The organism is Actinokineospora sp. NPDC051303 (genome assembly GCF_055586285.1).
Map to the genome: position 1 here is coordinate 1 of NZ_JBVJIN010000024.1, position 18,565 is coordinate 18,565.

General features: G+C 71.5%; 14 protein-coding genes. 8 read left to right on the forward strand and 6 right to left on the reverse strand.

Annotation, left to right across the window (positions count from 1 at the left end; genetic code table 11):
• Nucleotides 1-381 precede the first annotated feature (381 nt).
• Nucleotides 382-2,448 carry an NB-ARC domain-containing protein gene (locus ACZ6SD_RS19440; protein ID WP_465318413.1) on the forward strand — a complete coding sequence of 689 codons (2,067 nt, stop codon included), beginning with the start codon at nt 382-384 and terminating at the stop codon, nt 2,446-2,448.
• Nucleotides 2,449-2,514: 66 nt separating this feature from the next.
• Nucleotides 2,515-4,827: an ATP-binding protein gene (locus tag ACZ6SD_RS19445; protein WP_465318340.1), complete on the forward strand. Its 2,313-nt coding sequence runs from the start codon at nt 2,515-2,517 to the stop codon at nt 4,825-4,827.
• 16 nt (nt 4,828-4,843) lie between these two features.
• On the opposite strand, the gene ACZ6SD_RS19450 is transcribed toward ACZ6SD_RS19445, so the two are convergent.
• Nucleotides 4,844-5,419: a TetR/AcrR family transcriptional regulator gene (locus ACZ6SD_RS19450; protein WP_465318341.1), complete on the reverse strand. Its 576-nt coding sequence runs from the start codon at nt 5,417-5,419 to the stop codon at nt 4,844-4,846.
• 110 nt (nt 5,420-5,529) lie between these two features.
• Between ACZ6SD_RS19450 and ACZ6SD_RS19455 the strand changes: the two genes are divergently transcribed.
• Nucleotides 5,530-6,372: an alpha/beta fold hydrolase gene (locus tag ACZ6SD_RS19455; RefSeq protein ID WP_465318342.1), complete on the forward strand. Its 843-nt coding sequence runs from the start codon at nt 5,530-5,532 to the stop codon at nt 6,370-6,372.
• Nucleotides 6,373-6,438: 66 nt separating this feature from the next.
• Here ACZ6SD_RS19455 and ACZ6SD_RS19460 read toward each other — a convergent pair whose 3' ends face one another.
• The gene (locus tag ACZ6SD_RS19460) at nt 6,439-9,594 is read right to left on the reverse strand and encodes a S8 family serine peptidase (protein ID WP_465318343.1); all 3,156 of its coding nucleotides are present in this window, start codon (nt 9,592-9,594) and stop codon (nt 6,439-6,441) included.
• Nucleotides 9,595-10,066: 472 nt separating this feature from the next.
• Here ACZ6SD_RS19460 and ACZ6SD_RS19465 point away from each other — a divergent pair, with 472 nt between their 5' ends.
• On the forward strand, nt 10,067-10,303 hold the full coding sequence (locus ACZ6SD_RS19465; RefSeq protein ID WP_465318344.1) for a hypothetical protein: 237 nt from the start codon (nt 10,067-10,069) through the stop codon (nt 10,301-10,303).
• Nucleotides 10,304-10,558: 255 nt separating this feature from the next.
• Here ACZ6SD_RS19465 and ACZ6SD_RS19470 read toward each other — a convergent pair whose 3' ends face one another.
• Nucleotides 10,559-11,713, reverse strand: a complete 1,155-nt coding sequence (locus tag ACZ6SD_RS19470; RefSeq protein ID WP_465318345.1) for an epoxide hydrolase family protein — start codon at nt 11,711-11,713, stop codon at nt 10,559-10,561.
• A gap of 392 nt (nt 11,714-12,105) precedes the next feature.
• Here ACZ6SD_RS19470 and ACZ6SD_RS19475 point away from each other — a divergent pair, with 392 nt between their 5' ends.
• The 4 genes from ACZ6SD_RS19475 to ACZ6SD_RS19490 all read left to right on the forward strand — a co-directional run bounded on the left by ACZ6SD_RS19475 (nt 12,106) and on the right by ACZ6SD_RS19490 (nt 15,391).
• Nucleotides 12,106-12,504: a carboxymuconolactone decarboxylase family protein gene (locus tag ACZ6SD_RS19475; RefSeq protein ID WP_465318346.1), complete on the forward strand. Its 399-nt coding sequence runs from the start codon at nt 12,106-12,108 to the stop codon at nt 12,502-12,504.
• Nucleotides 12,505-12,598: 94 nt separating this feature from the next.
• Nucleotides 12,599-13,630: a Gfo/Idh/MocA family protein gene (locus ACZ6SD_RS19480; protein WP_465318347.1), complete on the forward strand. Its 1,032-nt coding sequence runs from the start codon at nt 12,599-12,601 to the stop codon at nt 13,628-13,630.
• On the forward strand, nt 13,627-14,421 hold the full coding sequence (locus tag ACZ6SD_RS19485) for a class I SAM-dependent methyltransferase (RefSeq protein WP_465318348.1): 795 nt from the start codon (nt 13,627-13,629) through the stop codon (nt 14,419-14,421). The genes ACZ6SD_RS19480 and ACZ6SD_RS19485 overlap by 4 nt, the downstream gene beginning before the upstream one ends.
• Nucleotides 14,422-14,449: 28 nt before the next feature.
• Nucleotides 14,450-15,391 carry an inositol monophosphatase family protein gene (locus ACZ6SD_RS19490; RefSeq protein ID WP_465318349.1) on the forward strand — a complete coding sequence of 314 codons (942 nt, stop codon included), beginning with the start codon at nt 14,450-14,452 and terminating at the stop codon, nt 15,389-15,391.
• Here the strand turns inward: ACZ6SD_RS19490 and ACZ6SD_RS19495 are convergent.
• Genes ACZ6SD_RS19495 through ACZ6SD_RS19505 form a run of 3 tightly spaced genes read right to left on the reverse strand, consistent with a single transcriptional unit; the run spans nt 15,364 to nt 18,555 of the window.
• Nucleotides 15,364-16,185, reverse strand: a complete 822-nt coding sequence (locus tag ACZ6SD_RS19495) for an APH(3') family aminoglycoside O-phosphotransferase (RefSeq protein ID WP_465318351.1) — start codon at nt 16,183-16,185, stop codon at nt 15,364-15,366. The two genes, ACZ6SD_RS19490 and ACZ6SD_RS19495, sit on opposite strands and share 28 nt — an antisense overlap.
• A gap of 10 nt (nt 16,186-16,195) precedes the next feature.
• Entirely contained in the window at nt 16,196-17,509 is a 1,314-nt protein-coding gene (locus tag ACZ6SD_RS19500) for an aminotransferase class III-fold pyridoxal phosphate-dependent enzyme (protein WP_465318352.1), read from the reverse strand.
• Nucleotides 17,510-17,520: 11 nt separating this feature from the next.
• Entirely contained in the window at nt 17,521-18,555 is a 1,035-nt protein-coding gene (locus ACZ6SD_RS19505) for a zinc-dependent alcohol dehydrogenase (protein WP_465318353.1), read from the reverse strand.
• Nucleotides 18,556-18,565 lie beyond the last annotated feature (10 nt).

Here is an 18,565-nt window from a genome sequence, read left to right on the forward strand (position 1 = left end):
TCCGGCTTCCGGCTTCCGGCTTCCGGCTTCCGGCTTCCGGCTTCCGGCTTCCGGCTTCCGGCTTCCGGCTTCCGGCTTCCGGCTTCCGGCTTCCGCAGCATTCTCGGCTACCACGGCTAGCTTCGGTTCGGCAATCACACGTGCGGCTGGCGAGGCCGCACGCTCGGTCGCCGAGTGGAAAGGCGCCGATGACACCCCCTGGCCGCCGGACCTCTGGCCGCCTTCGTGGCGCTGAGCGTGAGAATGGGTTCGGACATGCGGTTCCCTCGGCTGTCGTCGGTCGCCTGCCACGGTAGCAACGAGGTTTCCCATCGCCCACGCAACGGCCCTGGTATCCAGTACCGTGATCGTCACTGACGGCGACGGAGGGCTGGCGTGGGGATGGGCGCAGGGGACAGCCACAACGAACTCAGCGGCTCGGCCGCCCAGGTCGTGCAGGCGCACTCGATCGGCGTAGTGACCTTCGCCGCGCCGAGGGCGCCCTCGGTCGTCCCGTTCCAGGCGCCTGCGGCGCCGAACCCGTTCGTCAACCGCGGCGAGCAGATCCGGGACGTCGACGACCTGGTGCCGGTGTCCGCGGACCTGGGGCGGCCGGTGGTGGCCGTGGTCAGAGGGATGCCGGGGGTCGGCAAGTCCGGCCTGCTGCTGCACGTCGCGGCCAGGCTGGCGGGCCGGTTCGACGACGGCGTCCTCTACGCGGCGTTCGGGCCGGACGGCGAGACGCCCAGCGCGGCGCTGCACCGGTTCCTGGTCGCGCTGGGTGTGCCCGAGGGGCAGGCGCCGTCGAGCCTGGCGGGGCGGCGGGACCTCTACCGCTCGCTCACCGCCCGCTCGCGCGTGCTCGTGGTCCTTGACGACGTCACCGACGCGGCCCAGGTCGAGGTGCTGCTGCCCAACTCGGCGGCCGCCATGGTCGTCGTGGCGGGCAACACGGCGCTGGAAGACCTGCACGCCGACGGCGCCGTCCCGATCTCCCTGGACCCGCTCGAACCCCACGACGCCCTCGACCTGCTCAAGCGCCTCTGCGGGGCGGCCAGGATCGACGCCGAACCGGACGCGGCCTTGGCGCTGGTCGGGCTCTGCGGCTACCTTCCGTTGGCCATCCGGGTCGTCGGCGCGCGCCTGAACCTCCGCCGGAACCGCTCGCTCGCCACCGCGGTCGAGGAGCTGCGGGACACCGACCAGGGCGACGTCCTCGCCCGCGTCTCCGCGATGTTCGACGCGGTCTACGACGATCTCGCCGAACCCGTCCGGCAGGTCTATCGGGCGTTGGGCGTGCTGGTCACCCGGGACTTCTCCGTGGAAGTACTCGCCGCGGCGCTGGACGCGCCGGTGACCCTCGTCCGCGCCAACGTCGACCAGCTCTGCGCCGCGAACCTGCTGGAGGAGCGCCCAGACGGGCACTACTCGATGCACCGCCTGGTCCGCGGGCACGCGCTGCGTCGCGGCGCTGCGGAAAGCTCCCGGGCCGACCGCGTCGCCATGTTGCGGCGCGCGGTGCGGTGGTGGTGCCTGGGCGCCGCGGCCGCCGATGTGGCCGCGACCGGGCGCAAGCGGCTGCGCGTGGGCGATCCCGACGTCTTCCTCGACGGCAAGGACCCGGCGATGGACGCGCGGACCGCCCTGGCGTGGTTCGACCGCGAGCACGCCAACATCGAGGCCGCCCTGCGTGCCTGCGCCGAACAGGGCTGGCACGACCTGGTTTGGCGGCTGTTCGAGTCGACCTTCGCCTACTACGAGGCCCGCAAGCCGCTGGCCGCCTGGATCGAGGCGGGCACGCTCGCGGTGGAGTCCGCTGTCCTCGATGAGCACACCGCGGCCGAAGTGCGGTGCCGGTGCCTGCTGGCCAAGGGTTTGCAGGAGACCGAACGCCACGACGACGCGGCCCGCCATCTCGCCCGCGCGCGGGAACTGGCCCGCGACGACCGCCTGCGCGCCTCCACCTACGACTTCAGCGGCAACCTGGCCCTGCGCACCGGCCAGTTCTCCGACGCCCTGGGCTGGTTCACCCGCGCCCTGGAGATCAACCGCGCTCTCGGCCTCGCCCGCGGCACCGCGCTGCAGACACTGTTCGTCGGCCGCGCCCTCACCCGGCTCACCCGCCACGACGAGGCGGACGACACGCTGCGCACCGCGCTGCGGCTGGCCGAGGCGGCCGACGAGCCGGTGGTGCGCGCCAAGGCTCTGATCGCCCTGGCCGACCTGCGCACCCGCGTGGGTGACCCGGCCGCCGCCGAGGCCGCCCTCGCCGACGCCGCGAAGCTTGCCACCGCGCTGGACAACACCGCGCTGCTCGCCGAGGTCGCGGTGCTGCGCGCCCGAGCGGCCCACCGCGTCGGTGACACCGTCGCGGCGGCGCGGCACCGGGCCGAGGCCATCGCCGCGTTCGAGCGCATGGGCAGCCCACGCGCGGCCCGCCTGCTGGTCGACGGCGCCCTGGGCGAGTGAGAGCGGCCGTGACCAGGTGTTTTCCGGAGGCCGAGCGGGTAGGAGACGCGCGAGGTAGCCTGTCTGGTGGCCCGCAACAGCATGCTGGAGCCCTTGACCGAGGTGACCAGTTACGTCGGCCGAGAGGACGAGCTCGCCGAGGCCAAGCGCCTGCTGGCCGCGAACCGGCTTGTCACGCTCACCGGCGTCGGCGGCGTCGGCAAGACCCGGTTGGCGCTGCGCATAGCGGACGCGCTGCGGGATGATTTCCCCGACGGCGTCGCTCTGGTCGAACTGGCCGAGCTGCGCGACCCGGAGCTGCTGGCGATCACCGTGGCCCACCAGCTCGGCCTGTCCGACCAGTCCGAGCGGCCCGCGATCGACGTGCTCCTGGACCACCTGCGCGCGCGCCGGTGCCTGCTGGTGCTGGACAACTGCGAGCACCTGGTCGACGCGTGCGCGCGGTTGGTCGACACCCTCGTCCCCGCGTGTCCGCACCTGACGGTCCTCGCCACGAGCAGGCAGTCGCTGGGCGTGCCGGGCGAGCAGCTGCTGGCGGTGCCGCCGCTATCCATGCCGCCGGAGGACGAGCACATGTCGGTCGCCGACCTGCTGCGGTACGAGTCGGTCCGGCTGTTCGTGGACCGGGCCCGCGCGGTGGCGCCGTCGTTTCAGCTCAGCGAGGACAACAGCCAGGACGTCGCGCGGCTGTGCGCCCGGCTGGAGGGCCTGCCGCTGGCCATCGAGCTGACCGCGGTCCGCCTGCGGGCGCTGGGGTTGCGGCAGATCGTCGAGCGCCTCACCCACCGGCTGGACATGCTGACCGGCGGCAACCGGCTCGCCCCTCAGCGGCAGCAGACGCTGCGCGCGATGATCGACTGGAGCTATGAGCTGTGCTCCGCGCAGGAGCGGGCCGTGCTGGCGCGCGCGTCGGTGTTTTCCGGCGCGTTCAGCCTGGAGGCGGCCACCGAGGTCTGCGGCGGCGCCGGGGTGGACCCGGTCGACGTGCTCGACATCGTGCACGCGCTGGTGGACAAGTCCCTGCTGCTCACCGAGGAGCACGCCGAGTCGATCGAGTACCGGATGCTGGAGACCGTGCGCGAGTACGGCCACGACCAACTCGTCCTCGCGGGCGACGTGGAGCGGGTGCGACGGGCGCACCGCGACTGGTTCGCCGACCTCACCGCCCGCTACGAGAGCGGCTGGATGGGCGGCGACCAGGTCGCGTGGGTGGAGCGGATCCAGCGCGACCACCCCAACCTCCGGGTGGCGCTCGGGTTCTGCGCCATCGAGCCGGGCGAGGCCGTGGCCGGGCTGCGCATGGCGAACCAGCTCGACGTCTACTGGACCGTTCGGGGGTTCCTCAGCGAGGCCAGGATCTGGCTGGGCAGGTTGGGGGCGCTCGCGCCGTCCGGGTCGCCCGAGCGGGTCTTCGCCCAGCGGCTGATCGCGTGGTGCGCGCTGCTGCAGGGCGACATCGAGTCCGGCGTCGCCGCGCTGGAGGTGGGCCGCGAGCTGGCCGAGCAGATTTCCGACCCCGTCTCCACCGCCTACGTCGACGTCGGGTGGGGGCTGGCGAATCTGTTCACCCACCGTGAAGCGCTGGCCAGGGAGCAGTTCGCCCGCGCGTTCGCGGTGTTCCACGCCAACGGGGTGCCGCACGGCGAGGGGTACGCGGGGTTCCTGCACGGCTTGGCCGCCGCGGTCGACGGCGACGTGGACGAAGGCAGGCGGCTGGTCCGCGAGCGCGTCGCGGCGGGGGAGGCCGCCGGTGAGATCTTCTGGCGGTCGTGGGGGCTGTGGGCACTGGGGATGATCGAGCTGCACCACGGCGACCCCGAGGCGGGGCGGGAAGCGGGTCTGGCGGCGTTCGGGCTGCACCAGGAGATGGGCAACCGGGCGGCCGAGCCGTTCGCGGTCCACCTGCTCGCCGACATCGAGGTGCGGTTGGGGAACTTGGAGCGGTCGGCGACGTTGTACGGCATCGCCGCCCAGCTGTGGCGCAGCGTCGGCGCGGCGCCGTGGCGGTTCGGCGTGTTCACCGAGAGGTCCGCCGAGTTCGGCGCGCGGTCCTACGAAGGGCTCGGCGAGCAGCGGTACAAGAAGCACTACCACCTGGGCGCCGAGATGTCCCGGGACCAGGCGGTGCGCTGCGTGCTCGGCGAGCCCACCGAGGCCGAGCCCCCGGAGCCGGACAACCCGCTGTCACGGCGGGAGAGCGAGATCGCCGACCTGCTCGCCGCCGGGCTCACCAACCGCGAGATCGCCGCCCGCCTGGTCATCACCCGGCGAACGGTGGAGACCCACGTCGACCACATTCTCACCAAGCTCGGCTTCCACAACCGGGCCCAGGTCGCGGTGTGGATAGCGAACAGACGCAAGCGCGCGGGCGGGAAGTGACCCGGGGCGGCCGTTCCTAGGCCGAGGCCGGTCTCGGCAGGACGTGGTCGATGAGCACTTCGGCGGCCTGGCGGGCCTGGCGGGCGGGCTCGGTGGTGCCCGCGATGGCGGCGGTGGTCTGCGCGCCCTCGGCGAGGATCGCCAGCTGCGGGGCCAGGCCCTCGGGCGCGCCGGCCGCGCGGGCCAGCTCGGCGACCCGCGTCTGGAAGTCGGCTTTGTGGGCGCGGGCGATCTCGGCGACGCGGGGCATGGCGGAGCCGAGTTCGCCGAAGGAGTTGATGAACATGCAGCCGCGGAAGTCGTCGGTGCGGAACCAGCGGGCCAGCATGTCGTAGACCGCGAGCAGGCGCTCGCGGGGCGTGCCCGCCGCGTCGATGGCCTCGGCGAGCCAGGCGTCCCAGGTCTCGTGCTGGCGCAGCAGCGCCTGCTCCACCACGGCTTCCTTCGACGGGAAGAGTCGGTACAGCCGCTTGAGGGAGACCCCGGACTCCGCGCGCAGGTCGTCCATGCCGACGTTCTGGATGCCGCGCTGGTAGTAGAGGCGGACCGCCGCGTCGAGCACGCGCTCCCGTGCGCTGTCCTCGTCCACCATTCCTCCTTGTGGCGCCCGTCACGGCGCGTCCGGGAATGCCGCGCTGAGAACGCCGGTTCTCCAGAATATCGGAGAACGAACGTTCTCCCACCTAGGAGAGGCGCGAGACGATGCCATTCATCACCGTCGGCACCGAGAACAGCACAACCGTCGACCTCTACTACGAGGACCACGGCGAGGGTCAGCCGGTCGTCCTCATCCACGGCTACCCGCTCGACGGGCACTCGTGGGAGAAGCAGAGCGCGGCCCTGCTGGCAGCGGGCTACCGCGTGGTCACCTACGACCGCCGCGGCTTCGGCCGGTCCAGCCAGCCCACCACCGGCTACGACTACGACACCTTCGCCGCCGACCTGAAGGTCGTCCTCGACACCCTCGACCTGCGCGACGCCGTGCTCGTCGGGTTCTCCATGGGCACCGGGGAGGTCGGCCGCTACCTCGGCTCCTACGGCTCGGAGCGGGTGGCCAAGGCGGCGTTCCTGGCTTCGCTGGAACCGTTCCTGCTCAAGACCGACGACAACCCCGCAGGCGTTCCCGGGGAGGTGTTCGACGGCATCCTGGCCGCGGTGAAGGCCGACCGCTACGCCTACTTCACCGAGTTCTACAAGGGCTTCTTCAACACCGACGACACCCTGGGCACCCGCCTGTCCGAAGAAGCGCTGCGCAACGCGTGGAACGTCGCGGCGGGCGCGTCCTGGTTCGCCTCCAGCGCGGTCGTGCCCAGCTGGCTCACCGACTTCCGCGCCGACATCGCCAAGATCGCCGAACTCGGCGTGCCCGCCCTGATCCTGCACGGCACGGCGGACAACATCCTGCCGATCGACGCCACCGCCCGCGAGTTCCGCAAGCTGCTCCCGCGAGCGGACTACGTCGAGATCGACAACGCCCCGCACGGTCTGCTGTGGACACACGGCGACGAGGTGAACGAGGCGCTGCTTTCCTTCCTGGCCAAGTAAAGTCCCACGCCGTTTCGCCCGCCCGGTCCGACCGGGCGGGCGAAACGGCGTGGCTCACCGCCGGGGTCAGGTGGCCGCGCGCACCACCACCTGACTCGATCCGATGAGGACGTTGGCGTCCGTGCGGACCTCCACGGCGCCCCGCAGAACCCGGCCCGGCTCCGGGGCCGTGGTGACCGTCACCGTCGCGGGCGCGGTCCATCGCGCTCCGCGAGCGCGGGGGGCGTCGCTGTCGGTCGCCGCGATCGTGCCGAACCTCTGGTGGCTGTAGCTGTCCAAGTAGTCGTACTCAGTGGTGCCAGACGGGACCTTCGTGGCCGTGACCTCGACCACCCACTCGCCGTAGAGGAAAGGCACCAGCATCGACGCCTCGTCCACCCCGCCGTGCTCGAAGCCCTCCACGATGGTGAGGCACAACCCGTCCACGCAGTACAGCAGCGCCACGTCGAGGTCCGCTTCGGGGTCGGACAGGCCGCCGATGGTCGCCCGCACCAGCCGCGTTCCCTCGGTGAGGGTCATGCCGAAGCGCTGCTTGGCCCCATGGGCGATGGTGTGCCTGCCGACCCGGGCGCTGCTCAGCGGGCCGCCTGCCGTCCGGCCGGTGAACTGGCCGCCGGTATTGACCGCGGTGACCGTCGTGGCCACCGGCGTCCCGATCGCCACGGTGTCGATCACGGCCGGGTCCGCCGTAACCGACGCCGACAGCAGCGCCACGGTCAGGGTGAACGGGGCCCGCGCGGTGTCGGAGGTGCGCCGCGCCTCCACCACGACCTCCCACACACCGGGGTCGGGGGCGGACAGGGTCCGGCTCGCCGGGTTGCCGCTGCCGCACGTGCCGCCGGGCACGGGCGGCAGATAGCAGTTGGTCGACGCGCCGAGGTCCATGGGAATGCCGTCCGGGTGGAACCGCAGGAACCGCACCTGCCCCGCGCCCGCCACGTCGCCGCCGCCCGCCAGGTCGACCTTCAGCGCCGGGGTCCCCTCGGGCACCCGGAAGAAGAACCGGGCGACCTCGTTGCGCCCCACGCTGCCCGTCTTGGTGACGGTCTTGCCCGCCTCCGGGGCGAAGTCGTCGGCGGCGATTACCGTGTTGAGGGTCTGCGCCTCCACGCCCGGGGCGAACGGGTTGTCCAGGTGCAGGATCGCCGAGTGCGCCCCGGTGGAGCCGGGGCGGACGGTGACGGGGAACTTGACCGGGCTGTTCTTGGGCAGGCTCACCGCCCACGGCGACCCGAACGTGCCGTCGTTGCCGACCCACCGCGCCAGGTAGAAGACCGGCTGGTCCGGGCCGGAGGTGCGGGTGAAGGTGTACTCCCGCGCATACCGGTCGCCTGCCTTGACCCCCTCGCGGTCGTAGATGCCGACCCCGATGCCGGGGGTCTTGAGGTGCTTCGACAAGACCGTGTTGACCGGCACCGAGACGGTGATGTCGGTGGTGGCGGGATTGGCCCGCAGCAGATTCCACGCCTTCTTGGTGTCGATGAGCCCGTTGCCCTGCTCGTGGGCGCCCAGGGATGGGATGAACCGCGCGGTGGACTGCAACGCGGTGCGCAACTGCGCGGGCTTGTGCGGGATGCCGCGCGCCTTCGCCGCGCTCACCAGCAGCGCCGCCGCGCCCGCCGTCTGCGGGGCGGCCATCGAGGTGCCGTTGAAGTGCGCGTAGCCCGGCGGCAAGGTGAAGGTCCCGGCCAGCGGCTGCCCGGCCTGCCAGGTCGGGGTCGTGGAGATCGCCGAGCCGGGCGCGACGACGTTGGGCTTGAACCCGCCGTCCTCGCGCGGCCCCCGGGAGGAGAAGCCGTGCAGGCTCTCGGGGACGCCGAGGTCGGAGCCGTAGTTGCGCCGCCAGGTCTCGCGGGTGATGTAGGAACCGACCGCGAGCACCTTCGTCGTCACCGACGGGTCGCCGACGGTGTTCATGCCCGCGCCGTTGTTGCCCGCGGACAGGACCATCTGCACGTCGTAGGTGTCGATCAGCCGGTCGTAGAGTTCGGCGCGGGCGTTGTTGGCGTCGTTGACCGACGGCAGCCCGCCGATCGACATGTTGATGACGTCGACGTCGGCGTCGCGGGCGGCGTAGATCATCCCTTCGAGCAGGGCGTGCTCGGTGCAGCCGCCGCCGAACAGGCAGGCCCGGATGGAGACGAGTTTCGCGCCGGGGGCCGCCCCGCTCATGCCGCCGCCGAACAGCCGGTTGCCCGCGACGATGCCCGCGACGTGCGAGCCGTGCGCCGCGGCGACGATGCCGATGTTGACCGCGTCCTGGCCCGGAGCGGTCTGCACGACGAACGGCAGGGCCTCCCGGACCGGCGTGCTCGGGTTGTCGGTGCCGAAGGTCCCGATGTCCTGCCGGACCCGGTAGTTGGTCATCGGCTTGTCGTCGGCGAAGGTGCCGGTCTGGTTCGCGTCGACCCACACGGTGTCGGTGGCCGGGTTCCACACCACGCCGAACTCGCCGCTGGCGCCGGGCCCGTTGCCGTCGCGGTTGACGTCGTTGCCCAGTTCCCCGCCCAGCCGGTGGTCGCGCTCGTCGAACACGCCCTTGCGCAGCTCGCCTTCGGCGGGCAGGCCGACCGAGGCTCCGGTGACCCTGGTGAGCATCTGAATCCAGGTGGGGTCGTTGTCCCGGTTCTGGGTCCCGGTGAACGACGGGTCGGTGTAGGTGACCCAGTCCACGATCTTGCGCTCCCCGGTGCTGGTGGTGCTCAGCGACGGGTGCCCTAGGTCGATGCCGGTGTCTACAATGGCCACTGTGGTTCCGCGCCCGTCCCACGCGGGGTGCTCGGCGACGAACTGCGCCGCGTTGGTGTCGCCGGTCGGCAGATACGGGTTGACCCTCGGCGTCGCCGCCCCGGGCGCGGGCTGCGGCGCGGGATCGACCATGCCCGCGGGCCTCGGGTCGGGCAGCGGGACGTCCTCGTCCACGTCCACCGCCGCCACCCCGGGCAGCGCGGCGACCTCGCCCACCTTGTCGACGGGAACCTCCGCGCGCACATAGCCGATCTCGTCGGCCCGGTACCGCACGGCGACACCCGCCCTGGCCAACTCGTCCACCTTGCGGGCGCCGCCCCCCGGCGCCGTGGCGATGAGAACGTTGACCGTCTCCCGCCCCTCCCGCTTGGCCTCGGCGAGCAGATCCTGATCGTGCCCGCCGATTTTCGCCGCACCCACCACCGGCTCCACCGCCGCCGGGGCCTGCCCGGCCGCCGGCGAACCCACCACCATCACCGCGCCCACCACAACGACGCAGAGCGCCCCGCGGCCACGTCTGTGCCGATTCCTCTGCCAATGCGGTCCGTTCATCGCACGTCCTTCTTCCACAGCGGGGACTGGGCGCGCCCGGATGAAACAGACGACCGACGGACGCCAATGGAGTGTGGGTGACACCGAACCCGGCGACTAGCGTCCTTCGGAGTAATCCCATGATGGAAAACCCCGAACTATCGACGGCCGTTCAGATATCGGCGAGACAGCCCCGGCGTTACTCCGCCAACAGGCGCATTTCCCCGGACGAATGCCCCACGCACACCGGCAGCCCTGAGCGCTTGGCACTTATCCACGCGTCGAACGAACACGCGCACAATATTCCAATTTCGCCCGCGCTTCAGTGTGCGTCGGTGAGTATTTCGGGACCGCCCCTAGTGCCGCCCTAGACTGCCCAGGCGACACGTCCGACCACCGTGCCCCAGAGGAAGCGATGCGGTTCCGGCGGTTTCTCGTCCCCCGTGCCGATGAATGGATCGATGCCCTGGGGTGGAGCTGCCAGTGGCAACGCGACCAGACGGTGCTGGTGGACATCTTCCGGGAAGGGGCTAGCCCCGGCCGGGGCGAGGCGCACGTCGCGGTGGTCTTCGAGGTGGACGGCCTGCGCGGCGATCTGACCATTCAACTCCTCCCCGAGATCAGAATCACGGAGAAGACACTGTTCGTCTGAAAAGTGGGCGTGCGTGAGTGGCCTGTTTTAGTCACGGCAAATGGGGCGTATTCCACCTGGTGGGCAGGCGTATGTGGGGCTTCTGTTCACCAGCGAGTCGCCTGGCGAGGAGCCGAGGGACAGGAAGGCTTGTCGGGTCAAGCCACTGGCTGTCGATTGCCTATCACGCGCTTCTGTGCGCGGCGGTTCTTCTCGCGGTTGCCGTGCATGCTCGTGGGCGTGGTGCTCCTGCCGGGTGGTGAATCCGCGGCGGGGTCAGGAGGCCATGAGGTCGCGGAAGAAAGCGGCGATGTCGTTGGCCAGCAGGGTGGGTTCCTCTGCCGCGGCGAAGTGGCCGCCGGTGGGGGAGACGGTCCAGCGGTGGAGGTCGTAGAGGCGTTCGGCCCAGGAGCGGGGGATGGCGCCGCCGTGGGCGAACTCGTTGTCGAACAGGCCGATGGCGGTGGGGACCCGCACCCGGTCGGTGGCGGTGAGGGTGTCGTATAGGTCCGCGTTGTCGTGGTAGTCGCGGAGGGTTTCGGTGACCGAGCCGCTGACCCAGAACAGTGTCACCGTGGTCAGCAGGAAATCCCGGGAGAACCGGCTCTCCAACTCGCCGCCGCAGTCCGACCAGGCGCGCCACTTCTCCAGCACCCAGGCCGCCAGGCCGACGGGGGAGTCGTTGAGGGCGTAGCCCAGGGTCTGCGGCTTGGTCGACTGCACCAGGTTGTAGCCGCCCTCGCGCTCGGCGAACTCCGCCTCGTGCTCGATGAAGGCGCGTTCGGCGTCGGTCAGCGGCGGTGCGCCGGGGCCGAGGTAGGGGTCCAGCTCGAAGTTGCTCAGGTGCAGCCCGATGAGCGCGTCCGGCTGGTCGAGGGCGAGGAAGGTGGACACGCCGGAGCCGAAGTCGCCGCCGTGCGCGCCGTAGCGCGGGTAGCCGAGCCCGCGCATCAGCCGGTGCCAGAGCCCGGCGGTGTCGCGCATGGTGATCGGGCGCGCGGGCCGGGTGGAGAACGCGTAGCCGGGCAGCGACGGGATCACCACGTCGAACGCCGGGCCGTCGATGCCGTGCGCCGCCGGGTCGGTCAGCAGCGGCACCAGCGGCAGCAGTTCGGCGAACGTGCTCGGCCAGCCGTGCGTGAGCACCAGCGGCACCCCGTCGCCGCGCGCGGCGCGGGCGTGCACGAAGTGGATGTCCACGTCCTCGACGCGGGTCAGGAAGTGCGGGTGCCGGTTGAGTTCGGCCTCCCGCGCCCGCCAGGGGAATCCGTCGGCCCAGTAGTCCGCGATCCCGCGCAGGTACGCCAGATCCGTGCCCTGCGACCACGGCGCGCCGGGGGCAGCCGACGGCCACCGGGTGTCGCGCACGCGGGCCTGAAGGTCGGCCAGCACCGCGTCGTCCACCGCGACGGCATAGGGTTCCACGATCACGCGCCAGAGGCTCCCACGCGCGCCCGCGCGGGTCCAGCCTCGAACCATTAACGGGCGGGTCCGACAAAGCGCCATGACCCGCCCGGTCCATTCCCCGCTACCCCGGTGGATGGCATTGCGGCACCGTTCGGTCGAAAACGGTTCCCGGTGCCCCTGTTTTCCGGAATCCGGTTGGCTTTTCTGGTATGGGAACACCGAAGGAAAAAGTACGCGAAAGTGGTTCTCGGCGCGCGTTCGGTCAGCTTAGAATGCGTTCCCGTGCCCCGCCGAACACGGGCAGGCGGCACGCACTCGCCACCGCGCACCACGGATAGGAGAACCACCCCATGGCAGAGGCTGGCCCCGGGACCAGAAAGTTCCGTTTGGCGGTCGACAAGCTCACGCCTCACCTGATGGAGGCATTCGAGCGGCTTGACGAGTTGTCGGAGAAGGTGAGCCTGCCGCTGCCGCTGTTGGAACTGGTGCGCCTGCGCGTCTCGCAGATCAACGGATGCGCCTACTGCGTCGATTCGCACAACACCGACGCCCGCGAAGCCGAGATCCCCGAGCGGCACATCGCCGCGCTGCCGGTGTGGCGGGCGGCGCCGTTCTTCTCCGAGCGCGAGCGCGCGGCCCTGGACCTGGCCGAGGCGCTGACCAACATGAACAACGCGCCGGTCACCGACGAGCAGTGGCGCGCGGCGGCCGAGCACTTCAGCAAGGTCGAGTTGGCCGAGCTGACCTGGACCGTCTCGGTCATCACGGTGTGGAACCAGATCGCGGGCGGCGCCCGTCCCTGGCTGATCTCGTAGCGCGCGACCGGCGGCTGAGCAGGCGCCGCACGGCGCGGACCGGCGCCGAAAGACATGGACCAGGTATGACCGGGCGAACGGGCAGGACGTGCGGATGCGGATTGGACTCATAGGCGCGGGCCGGATCGGCCTGGTGCACGCGGCGACCCTGGCGGCGGACCCCAGGGTGAGCGACCTGGTGATCGCCGACCTCGACCCCGGCAGCGCGGGCCGGGCCGCGGCCATGGTCGGCGCCCGGCCCGCGGCGTCGGTGGCCGCGCTGCTGGCCTCGGCCCCGGACGCGGTGGTGGTCGCGACCCCGACCGACACCCACGCCGACCTCATCACCCAATGCTGCGACCTGGGGATTCCGCTGTTCTGCGAGAAGCCCTGCTTCACCGACGCGGAGACCGCCCAGCGCGTGGTCGACCACGTCGCGGCCTCCGGGGTGGCGGTGCACGTGGGCTTCCAGCGCCGGTTCGACCCGGGCTACCGCGGCGCCCACGACGCGGTGCGCTCCGGCGCGCTCGGCCAGGTCCGCAGGCTGCACCTGGTCACCGCCGACCCGGCGCCGCCGCCAGCGGCGTACGTCGCGGTCTCCGGGGGCATCCACCGGGACTGCCAGATCCACGACTTCGACGCGCTGCGCTGGGTCAGCGGCCGCGAGGTGGTCGAGGCGTTCGCCACCGGCGCGAACCGCGGCGCGGACTACTTCGGGGCGGCGGGCGATGTGGACGAGTCCGCGGCGCTGCTCACCCTGGACGACGGCTCGATAGTCACCATGCAGGCGTCGCGGTACAACGGCGCGGGCTACGACGTGCGGATGGAGGTGGCGGGCAGCGAGGCCACCATCTCCGTCGGCCTGGACACCCGGGTGCCGCTGCGCTCGGTCGAGCCGGACTCCCCGGTCCTGGCCGAAACGGCCTGGTCAGGGTTCCTGGAGCGGTTCACCGTGGCCTACCGGGCCGAGATGTCGGCGTTCCTGACCATGGTCGCCACGGGGGCGCCGAGCCCGTGCACGGTCGAGGACGCCATGCGGGCGCTGCTGGTCGCCGACGCGGTGGCCGCCTCGCGCCGGGAACGGCGGCCGGTGCTGGTGGACGAGGTCAGCTGCGGCGCGCGGCCGGTCGAAATGGGGCTGGTGTGACGAATCCGCAGGGGCTCGCGCTTTCCGAGGACGCGGTCTTCGCCGACTTCGCCGCCCGGGTGAAGCTCGCCGGGGCGGTGGTCGCCGAGATCGGCGGGTCGGTGCCGGTCGAGTTCGCCGCCCGGCACGGCGTCGCCCGGTGGCACGCCGTCGACCCCAACCGCGACCCGTTCCGCACCGAGGCGGGCGACTACGAGGTGCTGCGCGCGCGGGCGGAGGAGATGCCGCTGGCCGACGCCGCCGTCGACGCGGTGTTTTCCAGCAACGCGTTCCAGTTTATCGATGTGAAAGCCACACTGGCCCAGGTTCGGCGTATTCTCCGGCCCGGCGGTCTGCTTTACGCGCATTTTGGCCCCATTTGGAGCGGGGTGGACGGGCACCAGTTGGAATACGTCGAGCACGACGGCCGCGATCTGGTGTTCTGGCGCGACACATTGCTTCCGCCGTGGGCGCACCTGGCCTATACTCGCGACGAGTTGACGCGCGTCTTGGCGACGGCATTGCCGCCGGATCTGGTGGACCTGCTGATCTGGCACGTGCATGACAGCGACACGGTCAACCGGATGTTTTTCGAGGACTATGTCTCGGCCGCCCTCGACAGCGGCCTGCGCTGGGTCGAGGTCGCCGCGTCCACGCATGTGGACTATTCGATCGACCTGCCCGCGTTCACCCCCGGATCGGTCCGCGACGTCGATGAGGCCGAACTCGCGGCGCTGTGGTCGGCGCGGCGGGGAAGACCCACCCAGGTCGGTTACCGCGACGTCCTGATGGTGTTGCGGCAGCCCGACTGAGCGGACCAGACCGAGTGGAGGAAGTCCAGTGGCAGGCAACGACCTTCTGGCCAAGGATCTCGCGGACGGCGACCTCGACCGCTACCTGAGCGCGGCCGTCCGCGCCGCGCACGAGGCGGGCCACCTGATCCGCGCCGCCTTCACCGACGACGCGGTCGCCGTGCGGTCCAAGTCCCCCGGCGACTACGTCACCGAGATCGACTTGGCCGCCGAGAAGGTCATCCGCGACCGGCTTCGCCGCGAGGTGGGGACGGACGCCGCGTTCATCGGCGAGGAGTGCGGCGGCGCGGCCGGGGTCCGGGACGGGCTCTGCTGGGTCGTGGATCCCCTGGATGGCACCACGAACTTCGTGCGCGGCTTTCCCTCCGTCGGCGTCTCCATCGCCTTGGTCGCCGACGGGGAGCCGGTGGTGGCCGCCGTGCACGCGCCCATGTGGGGGGAGACCTTCACCGCGCTGCGGGGACGCGGGGCCGCCCGCAACGGCGTCCCCATCCGGGTGGCGAGCAGACCGGCGTCCCAGGCGGTCTGCGCGACCGGCTTCCCGTTCAAGATGCCGGATTCCTTTCCGCTGTATCTCGACGTCCTGACTCGGATCGTGCGCGCGGTGGAGGACATCCGCCGCCCGGCGGGCGCGAGCCTCGACCTGGCATGGGTGGCCTGCGGCGTTTTCGACGCCTTCTTCGAGTTGGCGCTGGGCCCCTGGGACGTGGCCGCGGGCGCCCTGTTGGTCCGCGAGGCGGGCGGGGTGGTCACCGACTGGCACGGCGACCAGCACCGCTGGCTGACCACCGGCCACGTCCTGGCGGCCGCCCCGAGGATCCACCCGACGCTGCTGGCCCACACCCGCACCGCGGACCTCCCCGGCCTGGTCACCAGCGCCTGCGCGCCCGCGGCGGTCGATGTCCCCCCGACTATCGATGACGCGGTGGCCCTGGTGTCCGCTCAGATGAACTCGTCCATCAACCGGTAGTAGAAGTACCGCTGCTCGTCCACAGTGGACACGCCGTACCGCTTGAGGAACCCGTCCGCTGGAACCCGCAGTTCCTCGGTGATATCCCGGACGGCGATCGCCAGGTCCAGCCACCGGTCGGCGCGCCCCAACCGCCCGGCGTCCAGAACACCGGTCACCGCAAGGGATCGGGGGTCGACCAGGATGTTGTCCAGCCCCAGGTCCCCGTGGCACACGACCACGTCCTCCGGCGGAGCGGGCAGGGAATCCAGCTCCGCCAACAGATCCGCGCCCGACCAGCCCGCGTGGCGCTCATCGAGGTCGTCCAGGTCGACGGTCCCCAGGTCCACCGCGACCCGGCATCGGGGCAGCGTCACCGCGAGCGTGCGGTCGAACGGGCACTCGGCCGCGGGAATCGAGTGCAGCGCCGAGGCGAGGTCGGCCACCGCGTCCAGCACCCGGACCCGCTCGTCCGGCCGCCAGGGGCCGCCCGCGGGCACCCCGGGGACGGCGGTGGTGACCAGCCACGAGAGGCCGTCCGCCGCCCCGACCTCCACCACCTCCGGCACCGGAAATCCGTAGGCGGCCAGCCAGCACAACCGGTCGGCCTCGTTCTCCGGGTGGAACCGGAGGTCCTCACGGTCCACAGTGGACATCGTCTTCACGTAGTAAGTCCCCCGGCACTCCACCCGGTGGATGGCCGCGCCGTAGGACCGGGTGGCGACGCGCTGCCAGTCGCCGTCGAGGATGTGGCCGGTGGCCAGCGGGGCAGGCGTCGCCGCCGACCCCGCCGGACCGGTCCGCCGAGTGCTCATCCGCACGCGCTCACGCCTGCGTGCCAGCGGCGATCAGCCGCGCCATCGTGTCGATCTTCGCCAGCACCTCCGGGCTGTCGTCCGGGTTGCCGCCGAACGCCTCCGCGGCGAACTCCGCCTTGCGGTCGACGCTGAGCCCGCCCGGCTCGAAGCTCGTGGTGGCCGCGACCTTCCGGGCGCCCTTCTCGAACGCGGTCAGCGCGTGGTCGGTGTCGGAATCGGTGAACGAGGTGGTGACCATGTGGGTGCCGCTGTCCTCGAAGTACGCGCCGTAGTCGAAGGCGGCGCGGTAGAGGTCCCAGGACAGCGCCTCGGACGGGACGACCACGTCGAACATCATCGGCGGCCCGCCGACGAAGGCGGGAATGCCCACCGCGTCGAGGATGTCGCGCATCCCGTTCATCAGCGTGGTGCCCTGCTTCTGCGCGTTCGCCAGCGCGCTGCCGTCGGCCAGGACGTCCAGCACGGCCAGCGCGGCGGCCATCGGCGGCACCTCGCGGGTGTAGGTGCCCGCGATCCCGGCCGCGTCGTAGCAGTCCATGACCTCCGCCTTGCCCAGGATGGCGGCGATCGAGTGCCCGTTGGCCAGGCCCTTGCTCATCGTGATGATGTCGGCGGGCACGCCGCCGGTCCCGTTGAGACCGTGCTGCCCGTAGCGGAAGGAGGTGATCACCTCGTCGATGATGAACAGCACGCCGTGCTCGGCGCACAGCGCGGAAAGCCGCTTGTAGTAGTCCGCGCCGAACCACGCGGGCTCCGGTGTCACGATGACGCCCGCGATCCGATCGGCGAACTCGGTGAGCAGCCGCCGCAGCGCGGTCTCGTTGTAGCCGAAGGTGACCGTGCGCGTCCCGGGGTCGTAGCCCATGGTCAGAAAGCCGGTGTGCCAGTCGTGCCAGCCGTGGTAGCCCGAGGTGACGATCAGGTCCTTGCCGCTGGCGGCGCGGGCCAGCCGGATCGCGGTGGTGGTCGCCTCCGAGCCGGTCTTGGTGAACACCGCCTTCTCACCCGCCGGGAACCACTCGCACAGCCGCTCGGCCAGTTCGATGCGCGGCAGCGACAGCGTGCTGGCGAACACCACGCCGTGCTCGGCGATGTAATTGTTGATGGCGTTGACCACGTGCGGATTCCGGTTGCCCAGCAGCAGCGCGCCGCTGGCCGCGGTGACGTCGAGACAGCGGTTTCCCTCCACATCGGTCATCCAGGAGCCGTCCGCTTGGGTGTAGACGGCCGGAAACCGGGTGCCGATGTCGTAGACCTCGGCTGCGGTCACCCGCCGCGCCCGCTCGATCAGTTCCTCGTTGCCCTGGGCGCCTGCGCTCATCGGTTTCCCTTTCACTGGCTCGGTTCCTGGTTCACGGAGAAGATGTTGCGCAGCGGCGCGGAGTCCGCCGGGATGTCCAGCACCGCCCGGTATTCCGCCAGCGGCAGCGCTTCGCTGAGCAGCGGTCCGAGCCGGACGGAGCCGTCGGCGACTACTTCCAGCGCCTGGTCGAGCCTGCCCACCCCGGACAGCGACCCGACCACGGTCAGCTCGCGCAGCATGACCAGGCTCGGCTCGAACAGCGTCGAGTCCTCGCCGGAGTAGCCCACCAGGACGTACCGGCCGCCCTGCGCGGTGGCGACGAGCCCGGCCGGGAACACCCCGGCGACACCGGTCGCGTCGACCACGACCTCCCGAGGATCGTCGTGCCACACAGCGAGATCGGCGACCGCGCCGAGCCCGAGTTCCGCGGCGATTCCGCGCCGGTGCGCGGCGGGATCGGCCACCGTGACCGACTTCGCGCCGCCCGCCACGGCCAACTGCGCCACCAGCAGGCCGACCGTGCCCGCGCCGATCACCCCCACCGTGCGCCCGGTCAGGTCACCGGCGCGCTCGGCGGCGTGGATGGCCACGCACAGCGGTTCCAGCAGGCAGCCCTCCGCGCCGGACAGCCCGGCGGGCAGCGGCCGCAGGTTCTCCACCGGCAGGCAGAACGCCTCGGCGAACGCGCCGGGCAGCGTGAAGCCCACCTCGTCCAAGGTCGGGCACAGGTTCGCCGCGCCGCGCTCGCACCACCCGCAGGCGCCGCACGACTTGAAGTTGTGGCCGACCACGGCCTGGCCGACGAGGTCGGGCCTGCTCGGCGCGGCCAGCACGACTCCAGCCCACTCGTGCCCGGGGATCACCGGGTACTCCGCGTCGTGCAGGGTTCCGCGCAGCAGCCGCAGATCCGTGCCGCACAGGGCGACATGGCTGACCGCGACCAGCGCCTCGTTGGGTGCCGGGTCGGGCCGGGGGATGCGTTCGAGACTGTGCTCGCCGGGGCCGGTCACGACGACCGCGAGCATGGTGCTCGCCTCGGCGACGGGATTTTCGGTATACATCATCACCTTTGCC

Excerpts from the sequence above, each read along its gene's own strand:
- ACZ6SD_RS19440 (WP_465318413.1), top strand. The coding sequence starts at position 382 with ATGGGCGCAGGGGACAGCCACAACGAACTCAGCGGCTCGGCCGCCCAG.
- ACZ6SD_RS19505 (WP_465318353.1), bottom strand. The coding sequence starts at position 18,555 with ATGATGTATACCGAAAATCCCGTCGCCGAGGCGAGCACCATGCTCGCG.
- ACZ6SD_RS19480 (WP_465318347.1), top strand. The coding sequence starts at position 12,599 with ATGCGGATTGGACTCATAGGCGCGGGCCGGATCGGCCTGGTGCACGCG.
- ACZ6SD_RS19500 (WP_465318352.1), bottom strand. The coding sequence starts at position 17,509 with ATGAGCGCAGGCGCCCAGGGCAACGAGGAACTGATCGAGCGGGCGCGG.
- ACZ6SD_RS19465 (WP_465318344.1), top strand. The coding sequence starts at position 10,067 with ATGCGGTTCCGGCGGTTTCTCGTCCCCCGTGCCGATGAATGGATCGAT.
- ACZ6SD_RS19460 (WP_465318343.1), bottom strand. The coding sequence starts at position 9,594 with ATGGTGGTGGGTTCGCCGGCGGCCGGGCAGGCCCCGGCGGCGGTGGAG.
- ACZ6SD_RS19450 (WP_465318341.1), bottom strand. The coding sequence starts at position 5,419 with ATGGTGGACGAGGACAGCGCACGGGAGCGCGTGCTCGACGCGGCGGTC.
- ACZ6SD_RS19495 (WP_465318351.1), bottom strand. The coding sequence starts at position 16,185 with ATGAGCACTCGGCGGACCGGTCCGGCGGGGTCGGCGGCGACGCCTGCC.
- ACZ6SD_RS19475 (WP_465318346.1), top strand. The coding sequence starts at position 12,106 with ATGGAGGCATTCGAGCGGCTTGACGAGTTGTCGGAGAAGGTGAGCCTG.
- ACZ6SD_RS19455 (WP_465318342.1), top strand. The coding sequence starts at position 5,530 with ATGCCATTCATCACCGTCGGCACCGAGAACAGCACAACCGTCGACCTC.